This window comes from Mycobacterium sp. (assembly GCF_019243155.1).
Lineage (GTDB): Bacteria > Actinomycetota > Actinomycetes > Mycobacteriales > Mycobacteriaceae > Mycobacterium.
Genome location: NZ_JAFAUS010000493.1, coordinates 1 through 17,836 on the forward strand (window position 1 = coordinate 1; position 17,836 = coordinate 17,836).

Here is a 17,836-nt window from a genome sequence, read left to right on the forward strand (position 1 = left end):
TCCTGGGGAACTCCGGTGCTGGCGGCCAGCTTGGCGTTGGCGCGCAGCATCCGCCATGTCCCGTGCACGGGCATCACATTGCGCGGCCGCACACCGTTGTACAAGAACAGCAGCTCGCCGGCGTAGGCGTGGCCCGAAACATGCACGCGGGCTTGGGCGTTGGTGACGACACGGGCGCCGATCTTGGCGAGCTCGTCGATGACGCCGTAGACCGCTTCCTCGTTGCCGGGGATCAGCGACGACGCCAGCACGATGAGATCACCCGCGGTCAGCGTGATGCTGCGATGCTCGCCGCGCGACATCCGCGACAGCGCCGACATCGGCTCACCCTGGGTGCCGGTGGTGATCAGCACCACCCGTTCGGGCGCCATCATTTCGGCGGCGCCGATGTCGACCATGTCCGAATCCGCGACTCGCAGGAAGCCCAGGTCCCGCGCGATGCCCATGTTGCGCACCATGGATCGCCCGACGAACGACACCCGCCGGCCCAGCGCCACCGCGGCATCGATGATCTGTTGCACCCGGTCCACATTGGAGGCGAAGCACGCCACGATCACGCGGCCGTCGGCGCCCCGGATCAGGCGGTGCAACGTCGGACCCACTTCACTCTCCGACGGCCCCACCCCGGGAATCTCGGAGTTGGTCGAGTCGCACAAAAACAGGTCCACGCCAGAGTCGCCGAGCCGGGACATGCCCGGCAGGTCGGTCGGCCTGCCGTCGAGCGGAAGCTGGTCGAGCTTGATGTCGCCGGTGTGCAGAACGGTTCCGGCGCCGGTGTGGACCGCGATCGCCAGCGCGTCCGGAATGGAGTGGTTGACCGCGAAGTACTCGCACTCGAACACTCCGTGCGTGGTCCGCTGCCCCTCCGTGACTTCGACGAATGCCGGCTTGAGGCGATGCTCGCGGCACTTCGCGGCCACCAGCGCCAAGGTGAACTTCGAGCCGACGACGGGGATGTCGGGACGCAGCTTGAGCAAGAACGGGATGCCGCCGATGTGGTCCTCGTGCGCGTGGGTCAACACCAGCGCCTCGACGTCGTCGAGGCGGTCCTCGACATGACGCAGATCCGGAAGGATCAGATCGACACCGGGTTCATCGTGCGTGGGGAACATCACCCCACAGTCGATGATCAACAGCCGGCCCAGGTGTTCGAAAACCGTCATGTTGCGCCCGATTTCGCTGATCCCGCCCAGCGCGGTGACCCGCAGCCCGCCAGTGGTCAAGGGACCAGGAGGGGCGAGGTCTTGATTCACCTTTGGGCCGCCCGGGTCACCGCAGAACCGAGGCCGCACGCATGTCTGCGGCCAGCGCTTCGGTTTGCTCGGGCGTCGCGGGCACTTGCGGCAACCGCGGGTCGCCCACGTCGATACCCTGCAGACGCAGCCCCGCCTTGGACATCGTCACGCCGCCCAGGCGGGCCATCGCGTTGCAGAGCGGGGCGATCGTGACGTTGATCTTGCGGGCGGTAGAAATATCCCCGGAAGCGAAGGCGGACAACAACTCCCGCAGCTGCGCCGCGGCCACGTGGGCGATCACACTGATGAACCCGGTGGCGCCCATCGCCAGCCACGGCAGGTTCAGCGCATCGTCGCCTGAGTAGTAGGCGAGGCCGGTCTCGGCGATGATCTGTCCGCCGCCGTGCAGGTCGGCCTTGGCGTCCTTGATGCCGACGATGTTCGGATGCGACGCCAGCGCCCGGATGGTGGCCGCCTCGATCGGCACTACCGACCGCGGCGGGATGTCGTAGAGCACCACCGGCAATTCGGTCGCGTCGGCGACCGCGGTGAAGTGTGCGATCAGCCCGCTCTGGGGCGGCTTGGAGTAGTACGGCGTGACGACCAGGAGTCCGTGGGCGCCCTCGGCCGCGCAGGCCTTGGCGAGCTTGATGCTGTGCGCGGTGTCGTAGGTGCCCGCGCCAGCGATGACGCGCGCGCGGTCCCCCACCGCCTCGAGCACGGTCCGCAGCAACTCGATTTTCTCGTCGTCCGTCGTGGTCGGCGATTCCCCGGTGGTCCCGGAGACGACCAGGCCGTCACACCCGGCGTCTACCAGATGGTTTGCCAGCTGCGCGGCTGCGGCGGTGTCCAGGGAGCCGTCCGCGCCAAACGGTGTAACCAATGCGGTCAGGACGGTTCCCAACCGCGCTGGGGCATCGAATCCGGCGGAGCTCACGGTGTTCAGATTACCCGGCGTAGGCAAGGTGTTTAGTACCCGCACGAGGGCGCGTGTTTCTTAGGCCTCCGTGGCGAGTGGGCTGGTCGCGACCTCGGTCCCGTCGGCCAGCGCGGAGATCTCGAAGTCGGCGAACACCGGGGGCGCCACCTCCGCGAGACGGCGCAGACACTCGATGGCCAGGCGCCGGATCTCCACGTCGGCATGCTCGCTGGCGCGCATGGCGATGAAGTGGCGCCAGGCCCGATAGTTCCCGGTCACGACGATGCGGGTTTCGGTCGCGTTCGGCAGCACCGCGCGAGCGGCCTGACGAGCCTGTTTGCGGCGCAGGACGGCGTTGGGTTGGTCGGCGAACTTGGCTTCCAGCTTCGCCAGCAGCTCGGTGTACGTGGCGCGGCTGGCATCGGCGGCCTCGGCCAGGATCTGCCGCAGCTCGGGGTCGTCTTCCATGCCCGGCGGCACCACGATCTGCGATTCCGTCTCCGGCACGTAGCGCTGCGACAGCTGCGAGTAGGAGAAATGCCGGTGCCGGATCAGCTCGTGGGTCAAGGAGCGCGAGATGCCGGTGATGTAGAACGACACATTCGCGTGCTCGAGGACGGAGAAGTGTCCGACGTCGATGATGTGCTTGATGTAGCCGGCGTTGGTCGCGGTTCTGGGATTGGGCTTCGACCAGCTTTGGTAGCAGGCTCGCCCTGCGAACTCGACCAGTGCGGCGCCACCGTCGGCGTCGGTGGTCCACGGCACGTCCGGGGGCACCAAGAACTCGGTCTTGGCGATCAGTTGCACGCGTAGCGGCGCGGTCTCGGCCACGGCGCTCACCTTAGCTTGGAGCCTCGCTGATCCGGATCTTGCCCGACATCAGCAGCGGCAACAGCGTGTCGCGGAAGGTGGACAGCCGCGCGTTTTCGGCGCGGCGGGCGTGACACAAGGCCCCCAGACTGGTGATCCGGTGTGACGCCGCATGACTCAGGCGCCGGACATCGCGAACCGCGACATCCAGCAGGTCGCTCGGCTGTATTCGTTGGCGGCTTCCGGAAGTTCCCGCTGCCTGGCGCTGCAACCTTTCTGTGACCTCGGGTTGCCGGATCGCCGACCACAAGGCGGACGATTCGATGCCGGCCGGCCTCAGCACGACGAATTCCGAACTGGCCAAAGCCATTTCCGGCGGCGGGATCACCACGTTCCAGACTCGCGTGATTCTCGGGTTCAGCTTCGCGACCAACACGCACGGCTCCGACACCAGGAATTTGCCGCTTTTCAGCGATTCTCCGTCGACGACGCGCGGCGTCGCTCCGTCGTCGAACGCGGCGAGGCTGAAGTGGGCGACGACGTCGTCGAATTCGTCCACGTGCAAGAACGTGGTGCACCGAGTCGCAAGGCCGCCCAGCGGCACGCGGTGGGGCACCGACTCCGCGATGGCAGCCATCAGGCGTTCGGCGGTCTCGATCACGCGTTCGTTCGCGGCGATCTTGTCGTCGAGGGCGCCGAGCAGTTCGGCGATCGGCTGCCGTTCGTTTGCTGCGACGGCCAGGACCGAAATATCATGCAGGATGCGCTGATTGAGCAGGGGCTGTCCCGAACCGGATCGGTGATCGCCCAGCCGGCAGGTGTGCAGCGCGTAGTACCAGTACCGCGTCTCCCGCGGATCTTTGGCCCGGCACACCATCGCGTTCTCGGTGACCCAGGCGTCGGTATCGCTGTATCGCAGGCTGCCGCAATATGATCCGACGCGCCCCAAGACGATGAGCGGTCCACTCGCGTTGTGTTCGGCGGCATACCCGATCGCCCCGTTGGCGCCGTAGACGCGAAAGCTCGCGCCCGCGGGCCGGGGCGCGCTGCTTCCGCCGCGGAAGTCGAGGTATTGGCCCAACGTGGCCTTCACCGCAGGCGCTTCACCTGTTGACGCACGACTGTTTCCAGTCGAGCGGATTCGTCAAGCGCCCCAAGCAGATCCGCGGTCAGCCGGGCAATCTTCGCGTCGATCGGCTCGCGGTCATGCTCACCGACGGGGGCGTCGACGTAGCGTCCGGGCGTCAACGGGTAGCCCGCGGCCCGGATCTCGTCGAGCCAAACGGATTTACAGAAGCCCGGAACATCTTCGTACGTGGATCCTTTGGCGACGGCCGACGACGATCCGCGCCAGGCGTGGTAGGTGTCGCCGATGCGGACGATCTCCTCATCGGTCAGGGCGCGCTCGGCACGATCCACCAGGTGGCCGAGCCCGCGGGCGTCGATGAACAGCACTTGACCCGCCCGGTCGGCTTTGGCAAGCGCGAAAAACCACAGGCACACCGGGATTCCGGTGCTGCGGAACAGCTGTGGTGGCAGTGCGACCATGCAGGACACCAGGTCCGCCTCCACGATCCGCCGCCTGATGTCACCCTCCCCGGCCGCGTTCGACGACATCGAACCGTTGGCCATCACCACACCCGCGGCGCCGCCGGGGGCCAGCTTGGACAAGATGTGCTGGATCCAGCCGTAGTTGGCGTTGCCGGCGGGCGGGACGCCGAAGCGCCAGCGCGGGTCGTTCTCGTCGCGAGCCCAATCCTTGATGTTGAACGGCGGATTGGCCATCACGTAATCCATCAGCACACCCGCGTGCAGATCGTCGACGAACGTGTCGGCGCACCGCACGCCCAGCCCGGTGTTGTCGATGCCGTGGACGGCGAGGTTCATCTTCGCCATTCGCCAGGTCTGCTCGACGCTTTCCTGGCCGTAGATCGACACGGACGCGGGATCGCCGTCGTGTTCGGCGATGAAGTTCTCTGTCTGCACGAACATCCCACCCGAGCCACAGCACGGGTCGTACACACGCCCGCCGGACGGTTCGAGGACCTCGACGATCACCCGCACGACGCTGGGCGGGGTGAAGAATTCGCCACCCCGCTTTCCTTCCGCGCGAGCGAAACTACCCAGGAAGTATTCGTACGTCTCGCCCAACAGGTCGCGTGCACCGCCCCGAACGCCGAATCGCGCACCGTCGAGCAGGGATATCAGCTCACCGAGCCGGCGATGGTCGACGCCGTGGTAAAGCAGTGGAAGCATGTCGGCCAGCGCGGGGGTGGCCGACATCACCTCGACCATCGCCGCATCCACCAGTTCGCCGATGTCGGGCGATTCAGCGTTGTCCGCCAACGACTTCCAGTGCGTGTCCGAGACGTGCCGCAGAAACACCAGCCCGAGAACGACGTCCTTGTACTGGCCGGCCGGCAGCGCGCCGCGCAGCTTGTTGGCCGCCTTCCACAGCGTGTCTTTGAGCTCCCTGGCCGCGGACGTCATCAGCTGACCCGCTTGGCAACCGCGCGTAGGTCTTTGGCCAAGTCGCCCCGGCCGGCAACGCTGACCGCGCCCAGGCCGAGCCAGGCCGCCATCGTTTCCAATTCACCGGCCAGCGCCGCGGCGACGCGGGCCCGCGGTTGATCGGGCTCGGCAAATGCACCTAGGACACGCAGCGAATCGGTGGTCCGGTCGGCCTTGAGGTCGACTCGCGCAACCAACTGCCCGTCCACCAGCAGGGGCCACACGTAGTAGCCGTACTGGCGCTTGGCCGCCGGGGTGTAGATCTCGATGCGGTAGTGAAAATCGAACAATCGCTCGACGCGGGGCCGAAAAAAGATCAGCGGATCGAACGGACACAGCAGCGCGGTGCCGCGGTCCCGGCGGGGCACCGCCCGGCCCGCGCGCAGGTAGGCAGGCGCGGACCAGCCGTCGACGTCCACCCGTTCGATCTCGCCGGCGGCCACCAGGTCGGCGATCGCGGGCTTGGCCTGCTGGGCCGACAGCCGGAAGTAGTCGCGGATGTCGGCTTCGGTGCCCACCCCCAGCGCGGTGGCGGCCCGCAGCGCGAGCTCACGGATGGCCTCGTCGTCGTCGACCTCGCGGGCCAGCACCGCGGGCGGCAGCACCCTCTCCACCAGGTCATAGTGGCGCGCGAAGCCCACCCGGGTCGAGGTGGTGAGCACGCCGGAGGCGAACAGGGCCTCGGCGATCCACTTGGTGTCGCTGCGCGTCCACCAGGTTCCCTTTTTCCTGCGCGGCTCGGCGGCCAGATGCGCCTCGATCTGCCCGGCCGTGCTGGGCCCGAGTTCGGCGACGGCGGCGACGACGTCCTCGACGAGCCGCGGATTGGCCTTGACGATGTGGGTCCCCCAGCGGCCGTGCCGGTACTGCCGCATCCGCCAGCGCAGCAGCGGCCAGTCGTCCACGGCCATCAGCGCGGCCTCGTGCGCCCAGTACTCGGCCAGCAGCCGTGCGGAACGCGGGCCCCACGCGGCGCGGTCCAGCACGTCGCGGTCGTAGGGGCCGAGGCGGCTGAACACCGGCGCGTAGTGGGCGCGCACCGCCACCGATACCGAATCCAGTTGGAGCACTTGGATTCGCGATATCAGCCGCGCCAGATGCGCGCGGGTGATCTTGGCGCCCGAGCGCGGCTCGCTAAATCCTTGGGCCGCAACGGCTATCCGCCGGGCTTGCGCGGCGGACAGCCTTCCAGACACGGCGCCGAGAATACCGCGCGTGTCCGACAGTCTCGGCGAAGACGCGAGCGCAGGATCAGCTGACGCTGACCTTTTCGTCCGTCCGGGCCTCTGTCCGGGCCTTGGCGTCCGAATCCGAGCCCGCCTCCGGCGCGTTCTTCCGCTCTTCGTATGCCGATTCGAGGGCGGCCGGGACCTTCTCCAGGTCGCGGTACACGCCCATCAACTGCTCGAGAACCTTGATCCGCTGCCGACTCGCCTCGTGGACCGCCCGCTGGGCCTCTTCGCGGTCCCGGTCGGCCCTCTCCTTCGCCTCGGCGAGGAGCTTTTCGCGCGCCTGCTGAGCATCGGTGCGCAGGCTCTTCAGCTCGGCCTGCAGCTTTTCCTTGGTTTCCTCGTACTCGGCTTCCATGGACTTTTTCTGCTCGGCCATTTCCGCCAGCATCTCTTCGCGCTTCTGCTGCGTGGCCTCGGCCTCGGCCTCGGCGTCGGCGATCAGCGCGTCCGCCTCGGCCCGCGCCTCGGCCTGCATCTCGGCGACTTCGTCCACCGCGCGCCGCAGCATCTTCGCCATCCGCTGCTGCATCGCGTGCGGCGACGGCGAAGTGTCGGTGAGTACCGCGACCTCCTTGCGCAACGCAGCGGCTTCATCGCCGGATTTCTGCAAACGCGCCCGCAGACTCTCCACATCGTCGACCAGCAGCCGTTGCTTGGCGGTCAATGTCTCGATGTGGGCATCCACCGCAGCCGCGTCGTAGCCCATGAACTTGCGAGTGAACGTCTTCGCAGGTTCGGTGATCACTGCCAATTCCCCCTTCCGGAAACGCCTGCTAGACCTGGTGAGAGAGCAACCCCTATGTCCGAGTATGTCAGGTCAAAAGACGGGCGGAGCCGTGCGTTCAGGGCCGGCGGTAGCTGTGGAACCGGTATCGCAGCCCCGAGCGGCTGGTCAGCCACTCCCCCGTGTCACCCAGCCAGTCGTCGTCCAGCACGGGCGCCAGGGCGTCGTCGTCATCGCGCCGCAGGTCGATTTCGATCTCGGTGATCTCGCACCGGGTGGCGTGCGGCAGCGCGAGCAGATAGATCTGTTCGCCGCCGATGACCCAGGTCTCGGTGTCGGTGTCGGACAGCGCGGCCTGAAACGAATCGACGACCTCCGCCCCGGCCGCCGCGAAGTCGGCCTGGCGGGAGAGCACGACGTTTCGGCGGCCGGGCAGCGGCCGCACCGGCGCCGGCAGGGACTGCCACGTGCGCCGGCCCATGATCACGGTGTGGCCCGTGGTGACCTGTTTGAAGCGGGCCAGGTCCTCGGGGACCCGCCACGGGATGTCACCATCGCGGCCGATGACGCCGGAGGTCGACTGAGCCCAGACCAGGCCCACCTCGGTCTTGTCGGTCATACAGCGACGGCGGCCTTGATGGCGGGGTGCGGATCGTAGTTCTTCACGACGACGTCGTCGTAGGTGTAGTCGAAGATGGAATCCCGATGGGCCAGAACGAGTTCTGGGTAGGGCCGCGGCTCACGGCCGAGTTGCAGCCGTACCTGCTCTACATGGTTGTCATAGATGTGGCAGTCGCCGCCGGTCCACACGAACTCCCCGACCGACAGACCGGCCTGCGCGGCCATCATGTGCGTGAGCAGCGCGTAGCTGGCAATGTTGAACGGCACTCCGAGAAACAGGTCGGCGCTGCGCTGGTACAGCTGGCAGCTCAGCCGCCCGTCGGCAACGTAGAACTGGAAGAAGGCGTGACACGGCGGCAGCGCCATCTGCGGGATCTCACCGACGTTCCATGCCGAGACGATGTTGCGCCGGGAGTTCGGATCGGTGCGCAGCAGTTCCAGCGCGGCGCTGATCTGGTCGATGTGCTCACCCGACGGCGTCGGCCAAGACCGCCATTGCACGCCGTAGATCGGCCCGAGATCGCCTGTGCTGCTTGCCCATTCATCCCAAATCGTGACGCCGTGCTCCTGCAACCAGCCGACGTTGGAGTCGCCCCGCAGGAACCACAGCAACTCGTAGACCACCGATTTGAAGTGCACCTTCTTAGTGGTCAGCAGTGGGAAACCGGCCGACAGGTCATAGCGCAACTGCTGGCCGAACAGGCTGCGAGTCCCGGTGCCGGTGCGGTCCCCCTTGGCCGTGCCCCGCTCGAGCACCACGCGCAGTAGGTCCTCGTAGGGCGTGGGGATCGGCACGCCGTCAGCCTAACGGCGAAGCCGGGCGCAGCGAAGCCGGGCGCGGCGGGTCGGCGTCGATTAAATTAGCAATGATTGCTAGGAGTAGAAAATAGCCATGCCCAAGATCACGGACACCGTCACCACCCCCGACGGTAGCTGCCCCGTCGCACTGTTCACTCCCGACGGGTCCGGGCCGTGGCCCGGCGTCGTCATGTTCCCCGACGCGGGCGGGGCTCGCGACACCTTCTCCCAGATGGCCACCAAGCTGGCCGGGTACGGCTATGCCGTGCTGGTTCCGGACGTGTACTACCGCAGCGGTGACTGGGCACCGTTCGACATGAAGACGGTCTTCAGCGACCAGAACGAGCGCAACCGGCTGTTCTCGATGATCGGCGGCCTCACCGCGGACAAGATCACCGACGACGCCAACGCGCTGTTCGACTACCTGACCGCTCGCCCGGAGGTGTCGGGCGGGCGCTTCGGCGTGTGCGGCTACTGCATGGGTGGGCGAATCTCGGTCACCCTGGCCGGCACGGCGCCCGACCGCGTCGGTGCCGCGGCGTCCTTCCACGGCGGCGGTCTGGTGACCGACACCGCGGACAGCCCGCATTTGCTGGCCAACCGGATGAAGGCCACGGTCTATGTGGGGGGTGCCGAGAACGACGCGTCCTTCACGCCGGATCACGCCGAACAGCTGGAGAAGGCATTTACGGCGGCCGGCGTGCAACACACCATCGAGTGGTACACGGCCGGCCACGGCTTCGCGGTCCCGGACAACGAGCCGTACGACGTCGCCGCCGCCGATCGCCACTGGGAAGCGATGACGGACGTCTTTGCTTCGGCGCTACCCCACTAGTCGTTCCAGCAGCAGGTTCGCGGCCACCGCGCCCGCGCGCCTCGGCGTGAAACATCAGTGCGAGGGCAACTAGTTCGGCGGCAGGTCGACCAGTTCGGCCAGTCGGGCCCGGTGGCGGTATGCGGTGCCGAAGGCCAACTGGTCGCTCTTGGCTCGCTTCAGATAGAGGTGGGCCGAATACTCCCACGTCATGCCGATGCCGCCGTGTAACTGGACGCACTCCTCGGCGGCGTGCACAGCGACGTCGCTGCAATAGGCCTGCGCGACGGCCGCCGCGGCCGCCGCGTCGTCGTCGCCCCGGGCACACGTGTCAGCGGCGTAGCGGGCCGCCGCCGTCGCCGCGCTGACCTCGAACCACAGATCCGCCAACCGGTGTTTGATCGCCTGGTACGAGCCGATGGCGCGCCCAAACTGCTTGCGCTGCTTGGCATATTCCAAAGTGGTGTCGAAACACCACTGGGCCACTCCGAGTTGCTCGGACGCAAGCAGGGCCGCCCCGGTTAGTAGCGCCTCGGCGATCGGCTCGTCGCCCGGCCCGACGCATGACGAGGACGCTGCCGAAAACGACACATTCGCAAGGGGTCTCGTCATGTCCAGCGCCAGCAGCGGCGATACCTGCACCCCCGCGGCGTCGCGGGAGACGGTGTGCAATTCCAGCCCATCCGCGCCGGCCACCGGCACCACCAGCACGTCCGCCTCCGCGGCACCGGCGACACTGGTGACCGATCCGGTCAACCCGTCGGTGCCCACGCTCACCGAATCGATCGCGTCGCCCGGCGCCGCCGACAACGGCACCACCAACGCCGCGGTCACCTCGCCTTGCGCCAGCCTCGACACGGTCTCGCTGTCACCTGCACGCAGCAGGGCGACCGTCGCCAGGACCGCGCTGGACAGGAACGGCACCGGCGCGACGGCCCGGCCGATCTCCTCCATGACGACCGCGGCCTCGCGGGTACTTGCGCCTGCCCCGCCGAGCGACTCGGGAACCAGCAGGCCGGCCACCCCGAGTTCGACGGCAAGCGTCAACCAAACTCTCGAAAAGTCCTGCGGCGCAGAGTCGTAGGCATGTGCCACCGATTCGGGTGGGCAGCGGTCGGCGAACAACTGACGAACGCTGTCGCGCAGCGCGTCCTCGGTGTCGGAGTACAGCAGATCGCCGACGCTCATCGATCCAGATCCTTCCAGGGGACGTCCTTGTCGACGCGGTGCTCGCCGGGCAGGCCGAGGATCCGCTCGGAGATGGTGTTGCGCAGGATCTCCGACGTACCGCCCTCGATCGAGTTGCCGCGCGCCCTCAGGTAGCGGTACCCGGCTTCGCGACCGATCAGGTCGACCGTCTCGGGTCTGCGCATCGTCCAGTCGTCGTACTGCAGTCCCGCTTCGCCGTGCAGCTCGATCTCGAATCCCGAAATGGCTTGCGCGAGCGAGGCGAAGGCCACCTTCATGCCCGCGCCCTCCGGTCCGGGCTGACCGGCGCTGGCCTGCTGGCGCAGCCGCTCACCGGCCAGCCGAAAGACTTCCGCGCCGACCCACAGCCGCATCAGCTCGTCATGCATCGCGGGGTTGCGCAACGCCGGCTTGTTGCGCCAGGCGGCGGTCACCTTGCCGATGTGACCGCCCTCGCGCGGAGTGCCGGCGCGCGAGCCGATCGCGACCCGCTCGTTGTTCAGTGTCGTGGTCGCGACCCGCCAGCCGCCGCCCTCGGCGCCGAGCCGGTTCGCATCGGGTATCCGGACGTCGGTAAGGAACACCTCGTTGAACTCCGCCTCGCCGGTGATCTGCCGCAGCGGCCGGACCTCGACGCCGGGTTGCGTCATGTCGCACAGGAAGTACGTCAAGCCGAAGTGTTTGGGCACGGCCGGGTCGGTCCGAGCCACCAGGATGGCCATTTGCGCGTGCTGCGCCTGCGACGTCCACACCTTCTGTCCGTTGACAATCCACTCGTCACCGTCGCGGACGGCGCGGGTGGACACTCCGGCCAGGTCCGAACCGGCACCGGGTTCGCTGAACAACTGGCAATAGATCTGCTCGCCGGTGAACAAGGGGCGCAAGAACTTTCGCTTCTGATCGTCGGTCCCGAACGCGGCGATGGTCGGTGCCGCCATGCCCATGCCGATGTAGTTCTTTTCAGTGCCGCCCACCGGTGCACCCGCGGCGGCAAGCCGGGCGTCGACGTGTTCCTGGGCTTTGCGCGGCAGGTCCAGTCCGCCGAAGCCTTCGGGCAGATGCACCCATGCCAGCCCCGCGTCGTACTGGGCGCCGAGGAATTCCCGCGTCTCGGTGCTCTTCGGATCGTGCGCGTCGAGCAGGGCCTGCAAGCGTGCGTCCAGGTCCCCCGCGTCGACGGCACTCATTGCCCGCCGCCCGGTCGAGTCTGGAAGCCCTGCGCGGCGCCGAGCAGCAGGCCGCCGTCGATCACCATCGTCTCGCCGGTGATCCAGCTCGCCGCATCGGAGACCAGGAAGGCGACCGCGCCGGCCACGTCCGCCGGCTCACCGATGCGTCCGAGCGCTATCGACGACCCCAACGGGTCCTCGTTGTCCTTCCACAGCGCCTCGGCCAGCCGGGTACGCACCACGCCCGGGGCGATGGCGTTGACCCGCACCCGGGGCGAGAGTTCGAGCGCCAGCTGCTTGGTGACATGGATCAGCGCGGCCTTGGTGGCGTTGTACATGCCCATGGCCGGCGACTGGTGCAGGCCGCCGATCGAGGCGGTGTTGACGATCGCGCCGCCGTGCTCGCCCATCCACGATTTGACGACCAGCGAGGTCCACATGAGCGGCGCCCACAGGTTGACGTCAAAGATCTTGGTGAACCGCGCGTGGTCCTGGTCGATCAGCGGACCGAACGCCGGATTGGTCCCGGCGTTGTTGATCAGGATGTCCACGCTGCCGAAGCGCTCGAGCGTCAGATCCACACAGCGCCGCGCGGCGTCCTCGTCGACCGCATGAGCGCCGACGCCTACCGCTTTCTCCCCCACCTGAGCCGCAGCCTCGTCGGCGGCCTCCTGCTTGCGGGCGGTGAGCACCACATTGGCCCCGGCGGCCGCCAATTCCTGCGCGATAGCTAACCCGATTCCGCGTGACGCACCGGTGATGATGGCGGTGCGGCCGGTCAGATCTTGAGGGGTCATGTCGGTATGCCTTCCGTCGCGTCAGAGGGCCGACCTTGCTGGTGGAGGGGCCGGCGGGGAGGTTCAGTTAGCCCAGCTAGCAGGAAATGTTTTGGACAGCATTTTGCGTGGTATGCGGAGGGCATGTTAGCGAAATTAACCCCCCTGAAAAGACTGGTCGTGGCCGGGGCTGCGGCGGCCGCTTTTGCCGCTGCACCGTTCGCCGTCACCGGCGCCATCGCCCCCGCCAATGCGACCTCCGCACCTACTCACGTGATCTTCAAGGACGACCCGGGCGGCGGCGGCTGTGACCCCAGCGGCAACTGCGGCTCCGGCGGGCAGAACGGCGGTCCCGGTGGTGGTCCGGGCGGCACCGGCTGTGTTCCGGGCGTCGGCTGCGGCTCCGGCGGTCAGTTCGCCGGTCCGGGCGGCGTGCCGGGTGGCACCGGATGTCTTCCGGGCGTCGGTTGTGGTTCCGGCCACGGCTGATCGGCCCTCCTGACTAGTTCGACCTCTCAGACTCCCGGAGCCTGGTGATCCAGGCCCGGGAGTCTGCTGGGTCGATGACGTCGTCCAGCTCGAACGCGGTGGCCGAGCGCAGCGCCTTTCCGTGCTCGTAGGCCGCCGCCACCAGACGGTCGAAGAGGTTCTGCCGTTCGTGCGGACCGTCGACGGCCGCCAGCTCCTTGCTGAATCCCAGGCGCACGGCGCCTTCCAGCCCCATCCCGCCGATCTCGCCGGTCGGCCAGGCGATGGTGAACTGCGGCGCGCGGAATGACCCACCGGCCATTGCCATCGCGCCGAGCCCATAACCCTTGCGCAGAATGATCATTCCGACCGGCACCGTCAGCCGCGCGCCGAGGACGAACATCCGGCCGAACCGGCGGACTGCGGCCTCTTTCTCCGCGTCCGGCCCCACCATGAAACCGGGGGTGTCGCACAGCGAAATGACCGGCAGCCCAAACGATTCGCACAAGTCCAGAAAGTCCCCGGCCTTATCGGCGGCCTCGGCGTCGATGGCACCGCCCAGGTGATGACTGCTATTGGCGATCAGCCCGTACGCCGCGCCTTCGACGCGCACCAGCGCGGTGACGATCCCGACGCCGTAGTCGGGTCGCAGCTCCAGGACGGAGCCGACGTCGACGACCGCGCCGATCGCGAGGTGGACGTCGTACGCGCGTAACCGGTTCTGCGGCACCACATGCCGGGCCAGACGCGGATCGGGCGCCTCCCAGTCGTCGAGATCGCCCTGAAAGTACGACAGATAGTGCTTGGCCAGCGCCACGGCGTGCGCCTCGTCGCGGGCGACCACGCTGACCACCCCGTTGCGCCGCTGGACGCCGATGGGCCCGATCGCCTCGGGTGGGTACACCCCCAGGCCGCCGCCCTCGATCATCGCCGGTCCGCCCATGCCGATGTTGGCGTCCGGGGTAGCGATGATCACGTCACACACCCCGGCCAGCGCCGCGTTGCCCGCGAAGCACCGGCCCGAGACGATCGACACCAGCGGCACCCGGCCGCGCAACCCCGCCAGCATCCGGAAGGTCGGCACGTCCAGTCCCGCGGCGCCGCCGACGTCGGTGTCCCCCGGACGGCCGCCGCCGCCCTCGGCGAACAACACCACCGGCACCCGCTTTCGAGCGGCCAGGTCGAAGATGCGGTCGGTCTTGGCATGGTTGCGCATGCCCTGTGTGCCGGCCAGCACCGTGTAGTCGTAGGACACCACGACGACCTCGGCCGCCGCCCGGCCGAAGCGGTCCGCACCGATCGTCGCCAGGCCGGCGATTAGACCGTCGGCCGGTGTGTTGGCGATCAAGTCTTCTTCCGAGCGTCGGCTGCGCTGTGCCGCAATGGCCAGCGCGCCGTATTCGACGAGGCTGCCCGGATCGATCAGATCAACGATGTTCTCCCGTGCGGTGCGGCGATTCTGATTGTGCCGCTTGGCAACCGCGGCCTCCCGGCCCTCGTCGAGGGTGAGAAAGTGCCGATGTGTGACCTCGTCGAGGTCGGCGCGTGACTGGTCGAGATCCTCCGTCGCCGCGGCGGAGTGACCATCGGCGCCGGATCCTGTGCGGGTGAACACCAGCAGCGGGTCTCCGGTCCCCACCACCTGTCCGGGTGCCACCAATATCCGGACGGTCCGCAGCGCGTCCGGCGCGACGAGCACGTGCTGCATCTTCATCGCCTCGAGCACGACCAGCTGGCTACCCGCACCGAAATCAGCGTCCTCGGAGGCCACCTCGATGACGGTGCCGGCCAGTTGCGAGCGCAGCACGTCTTCCCCGGGGAACAGTTCGACGGCCTCGACGCGGACATCGTGCTGATGCGACAACGCCGCCGCGGTCAGCTCGGGGAGCTTCTCATCGAGGAAACCCGTGCTGGCCCAACCGGATTCGACTTGCTCCTCGGAGAGCAACTCGCGCAGGAATCGAATGTTCGTTGCGATGCCCTCGATGCTGAACTCGGCGAGGGCGGTGCGGACCTTGCGCACCGCGCTGCGCGCCGACTGTCCGTGCACATGCGCTATGACCTTGGCCAGCAGCGAGTCGTACTGCGGGCTCGCGGTCAGCCCCGCGCGGCCGTAGGTGTCGACGCGCACCCCGGGACCGCTCGGCGGGGAGAACACGGTCAGCGTGCCCGCAGCGGGCAGGACGGTGTGGTCGGGGCCGAAGGTTTCCATGTTGACCCTGGCCTGAATCGCGATGCCCCGCTGCGCGGCCGGCTCGCCGATCACCTCGGTGCCATCGGAAGCGATTGCCGACGGTAGCCCCAGTTGGTAGTAGGAAGCGCCGCCGGCGATGGCCAACTGGACGGCCACCAGATCGAATCCGGTAGTCTCCTCGGTGATCGTGTGCTCTACCTGAATTCGCGGGTTGACTTCGAGGAAGACGAATTCCTCACCGGTGACCAGGAATTCGACCGTAGCCAGCCCGCGCAAGCCCACCCGCGCGCACAGCCGGACCGCGGCCTGGTGCAGCTTGCGGCGCAGGCCATCCGAAAGCGCCTGGGCCGGCGCGATTTCGATGAGCTTCTGATATCGCCGCTGAATGCTGCAGTCCCGGTCGCCGAGGGCGAGCGCGTGGGTTTGGTGTCTGGCCGGTGCGGCGACGACTTGCACTTCGATGTGCCGCGCGTCTTCGAGCAGCGCCTCGGCGAACAACGCCGGATCGCCGAAGCCCAGTTTGGCTTCGGCCGCACACAGTTGGTAGGCGCTGTCGATCTGTTCGGCGCTGTGCACCTTGCGCATGCCGCGCCCGCCGCCGCCGGCGAGCGCCTTGATCATGATCCCGCCGTCGTGCGCGGCGAAGAAGGCGCGCACGTCATCCACGCTGCTCGGCCCCTCGGTGGCCGGCAGCACCGGAACCCCGGCCGTCACCGCGGCCGCCCGAGCCGAGGACTTGTTGCCGAACGTCTTGAGCACGCCGGCGTCCGGCCCCACGAACGTCAACCCCGCGTCCGCGCACGCTTGCGCGAATTCCGCTCTCTCGCTGAGGAATCCGTAGCCGGGATGGACCACCTCCGCGCCGGAGCTTTTCGCTGCGGCCAGTATGGCGGAGCAGTCCAGGTAAGCCTGCGGCCCCGCTCCGGGAAGGCCGATCGCTTCGTCGGCCGCATGCACATGTGGGCTGTCGGCGTCGTCTTCGGCGTAGACCGCGATCGTTCGCTCGCCCAGTTCGATTGCCGTGCGGATGATTCGAAGCGCGATCTCACCACGGTTGGCGATCAGCACCGTACTCATCGCAGCTGGTCTCCCCACCGCACCTGCTCACGGAGTGTGCCCTTGAGTAGCTTGCCGCCGGCGTTGCGCGGCAGGGCGCTGTCCACCACCGTGACGTATTGCGGAATCTTGAAGTCGGCCAGCTGCCCGCGGCAGTGCTCAACGACCGCCGGCACGTCGATGTCGTCGCCACCGCCGAACAGCACCGCGCCCACTTTCTCCCCCATGACATCGTCGGGTACCGCCAGCACACAGGCGTCCGCGACGTTCGGCGCCCCGAGCAGCACGGCCTCAACCTCGACGCTGGACACGTTCTCACCGCCGCGGTTGATGATGTCCTTGAGCCGATCGACGATGTGCACCCGTCCCGCGTCGTCGACTCGCACCACGTCGCCGGTATGCAGCCAACCGTCGGCAAAAGTGATTGCCGTGGCCTCGGGCCGATTCCAGTAGCTGGCAGTCACATTGGCACCGCGCGCGACCAACTCCCCCACACCGGGTTCGTCACCCACGAACGGGACGAGACCGAGGTCCACCGAGGGGACCGCATAGCCCACCGAGTCGGCGTGCTCGACGGCGTCGCGATCGGGCAGCACGGTCATCAACGACGCCGTCTCCGTCATGCCGTAGCCGTTGAACACCGTGGCTTGCGGGAACGCGTTTTTCACCGAGCGCACCAGCGACGGGGCGATCGGGGCGCCACCGTACCCGACCCACCGGACCCCGGAAACGTCGACATCGGGGAAACCACTGTGCCGCAACATCAACGAGTAGATCGCCGGGACGGTGACCAGCACCGAGATCCGCTCGGCGGTCAGAGCCCCGATCAGCCCGTCGAGGTTCAGCGCCGGCATGATCACCGACGCTCCCCCGAGACGGGTAGCGGCCAACAGCTGTGAGTTGCAGCCGGTCACATGGAACAGCGGCACCGAGATGAGGGTGCGCATCGCCTCGCCGAGATCTCTTGGCTGCTCGAGGCATCGGATCGCGTTCTCGGTGTTGGTCAGGAAAGCTTCGTGGGTGGTCGGCACGCCCTTCGGATGACCGGTGGTGCCCGAGGTGTAGAACAGCGCGGCTGTATCTGAGCGGCCGAGTTTCTCGGTGACGTAGGGCGCTCCGTCGGGCAGTGGGGTGTCCGGGTCCAGATCCACCCGGGCGCCGGAGTCGGACAGCACGAACTCGACCTCCGGTCGCGCGGACCGCGTATTGACGGCCACCGCGATACCGCCGGCCATCACAATGCCCCAGAACGCCAGCACCCAGTCGAGGCCCGCCGGGTAGCGCACTGCGACACGGTCGCCCGGCTGCACGCCGTCGGCGC

At 67.8% G+C, this 17,836-nt stretch carries 16 protein-coding genes; 2 read left to right on the forward strand and 14 right to left on the reverse strand.

The window, feature by feature from the left end; translation table 11 throughout:
• The 9 genes from JOZ00_RS24675 to JOZ00_RS24715 form a co-directional block, all read right to left on the reverse strand.
• Positions 1-1,253: ribonuclease J (locus JOZ00_RS24675; RefSeq protein ID WP_293349414.1), on the reverse strand; the 1,253-nt coding region annotated here is incomplete at its 3' end.
• A 16-nt stretch (positions 1,254-1,269) separates the two neighbouring features.
• A complete protein-coding gene (dapA, locus tag JOZ00_RS24680; RefSeq protein ID WP_293349417.1) occupies positions 1,270-2,172 on the reverse strand; it encodes a 4-hydroxy-tetrahydrodipicolinate synthase in 903 nt (300 codons plus the stop codon).
• A 60-nt stretch (positions 2,173-2,232) separates the two neighbouring features.
• The gene (thyX, locus tag JOZ00_RS24685; protein ID WP_293349420.1) at positions 2,233-2,985 is read right to left on the reverse strand and encodes an FAD-dependent thymidylate synthase; all 753 of its coding nucleotides are present in this window, start codon (positions 2,983-2,985) and stop codon (positions 2,233-2,235) included.
• Positions 2,986-2,995: 10 nt separating this feature from the next.
• Complete coding sequence (locus JOZ00_RS24690; protein ID WP_293349423.1) at positions 2,996-4,057, reverse strand: restriction endonuclease subunit S; 1,062 nt, start codon at positions 4,055-4,057, stop codon at positions 2,996-2,998.
• Entirely contained in the window at positions 4,054-5,454 is a 1,401-nt protein-coding gene (locus tag JOZ00_RS24695; protein ID WP_293349426.1) for a type I restriction-modification system subunit M, read from the reverse strand. Before JOZ00_RS24695 ends, JOZ00_RS24690 begins: the two co-directional genes overlap by 4 nt.
• Positions 5,454-6,701: a crosslink repair DNA glycosylase YcaQ family protein gene (locus JOZ00_RS24700; protein ID WP_293349456.1), complete on the reverse strand. Its 1,248-nt coding sequence runs from the start codon at positions 6,699-6,701 to the stop codon at positions 5,454-5,456. Before JOZ00_RS24700 ends, JOZ00_RS24695 begins: the two co-directional genes overlap by 1 nt.
• 25 nt (positions 6,702-6,726) lie before the next feature.
• Positions 6,727-7,452, reverse strand: a complete 726-nt coding sequence (locus JOZ00_RS24705) for a cell division protein DivIVA (RefSeq protein ID WP_293349429.1) — start codon at positions 7,450-7,452, stop codon at positions 6,727-6,729.
• Positions 7,453-7,549: 97 nt separating this feature from the next.
• A complete protein-coding gene (locus tag JOZ00_RS24710; RefSeq protein ID WP_293349432.1) occupies positions 7,550-8,050 on the reverse strand; it encodes a dihydrofolate reductase in 501 nt (166 codons plus the stop codon).
• Positions 8,047-8,847, reverse strand: coding sequence for a thymidylate synthase (locus JOZ00_RS24715; RefSeq protein WP_293349435.1), 801 nt, complete (start codon positions 8,845-8,847; stop codon positions 8,047-8,049). The genes JOZ00_RS24710 and JOZ00_RS24715 overlap by 4 nt, the downstream gene beginning before the upstream one ends.
• 97 nt (positions 8,848-8,944) lie before the next feature.
• Between JOZ00_RS24715 and JOZ00_RS24720 the strand changes: the two genes are divergently transcribed.
• Positions 8,945-9,685, forward strand: coding sequence for a dienelactone hydrolase family protein (locus tag JOZ00_RS24720; protein WP_293349438.1), 741 nt, complete (start codon positions 8,945-8,947; stop codon positions 9,683-9,685).
• 69 nt (positions 9,686-9,754) lie between these two features.
• On the opposite strand, the gene JOZ00_RS24725 is transcribed toward JOZ00_RS24720, so the two are convergent.
• The 3 genes from JOZ00_RS24725 to JOZ00_RS24735 are packed head-to-tail and all read right to left on the reverse strand — an operon-like array spanning position 9,755 to position 12,818.
• Positions 9,755-10,852: an acyl-CoA dehydrogenase family protein gene (locus JOZ00_RS24725; protein ID WP_293349441.1), complete on the reverse strand. Its 1,098-nt coding sequence runs from the start codon at positions 10,850-10,852 to the stop codon at positions 9,755-9,757.
• Positions 10,849-12,039 carry an acyl-CoA dehydrogenase family protein gene (locus JOZ00_RS24730; RefSeq protein ID WP_293349444.1) on the reverse strand — a complete coding sequence of 397 codons (1,191 nt, stop codon included), beginning with the start codon at positions 12,037-12,039 and terminating at the stop codon, positions 10,849-10,851. Before JOZ00_RS24730 ends, JOZ00_RS24725 begins: the two co-directional genes overlap by 4 nt.
• The gene (locus JOZ00_RS24735) at positions 12,036-12,818 is read right to left on the reverse strand and encodes an SDR family oxidoreductase (RefSeq protein ID WP_293349447.1); all 783 of its coding nucleotides are present in this window, start codon (positions 12,816-12,818) and stop codon (positions 12,036-12,038) included. Before JOZ00_RS24735 ends, JOZ00_RS24730 begins: the two co-directional genes overlap by 4 nt.
• A gap of 144 nt (positions 12,819-12,962) precedes the next feature.
• Between JOZ00_RS24735 and JOZ00_RS24740 the strand changes: the two genes are divergently transcribed.
• The gene (locus tag JOZ00_RS24740; RefSeq protein ID WP_293349459.1) at positions 12,963-13,286 is read left to right on the forward strand and encodes a PE-PGRS family protein; all 324 of its coding nucleotides are present in this window, start codon (positions 12,963-12,965) and stop codon (positions 13,284-13,286) included.
• Positions 13,287-13,299: 13 nt separating this feature from the next.
• Here the strand turns inward: JOZ00_RS24740 and JOZ00_RS24745 are convergent, their stop codons facing one another.
• Positions 13,300-16,536 (reverse strand): carboxyl transferase domain-containing protein, encoded by a 3,237-nt coding sequence (locus JOZ00_RS24745; RefSeq protein ID WP_293349450.1) that lies wholly within the window; start codon positions 16,534-16,536, stop codon positions 13,300-13,302.
• Positions 16,533-17,836: AMP-binding protein (locus tag JOZ00_RS24750; protein WP_293349453.1), on the reverse strand; the 1,304-nt coding region annotated here is incomplete at its 5' end. The genes JOZ00_RS24745 and JOZ00_RS24750, both read right to left, overlap by 4 nt.

Excerpts from the sequence above, each read along its gene's own strand:
- JOZ00_RS24695 (WP_293349426.1), bottom strand. The coding sequence starts at position 5,454 with ATGACGTCCGCGGCCAGGGAGCTCAAAGACACGCTGTGGAAGGCGGCC.
- JOZ00_RS24710 (WP_293349432.1), bottom strand. The coding sequence starts at position 8,050 with ATGACCGACAAGACCGAGGTGGGCCTGGTCTGGGCTCAGTCGACCTCC.
- JOZ00_RS24720 (WP_293349438.1), top strand. The coding sequence starts at position 8,945 with ATGCCCAAGATCACGGACACCGTCACCACCCCCGACGGTAGCTGCCCC.
- JOZ00_RS24725 (WP_293349441.1), bottom strand. The coding sequence starts at position 10,852 with ATGAGCGTCGGCGATCTGCTGTACTCCGACACCGAGGACGCGCTGCGC.
- JOZ00_RS24730 (WP_293349444.1), bottom strand. The coding sequence starts at position 12,039 with ATGAGTGCCGTCGACGCGGGGGACCTGGACGCACGCTTGCAGGCCCTG.
- JOZ00_RS24735 (WP_293349447.1), bottom strand. The coding sequence starts at position 12,818 with ATGACCCCTCAAGATCTGACCGGCCGCACCGCCATCATCACCGGTGCG.
- JOZ00_RS24745 (WP_293349450.1), bottom strand. The coding sequence starts at position 16,536 with ATGAGTACGGTGCTGATCGCCAACCGTGGTGAGATCGCGCTTCGAATC.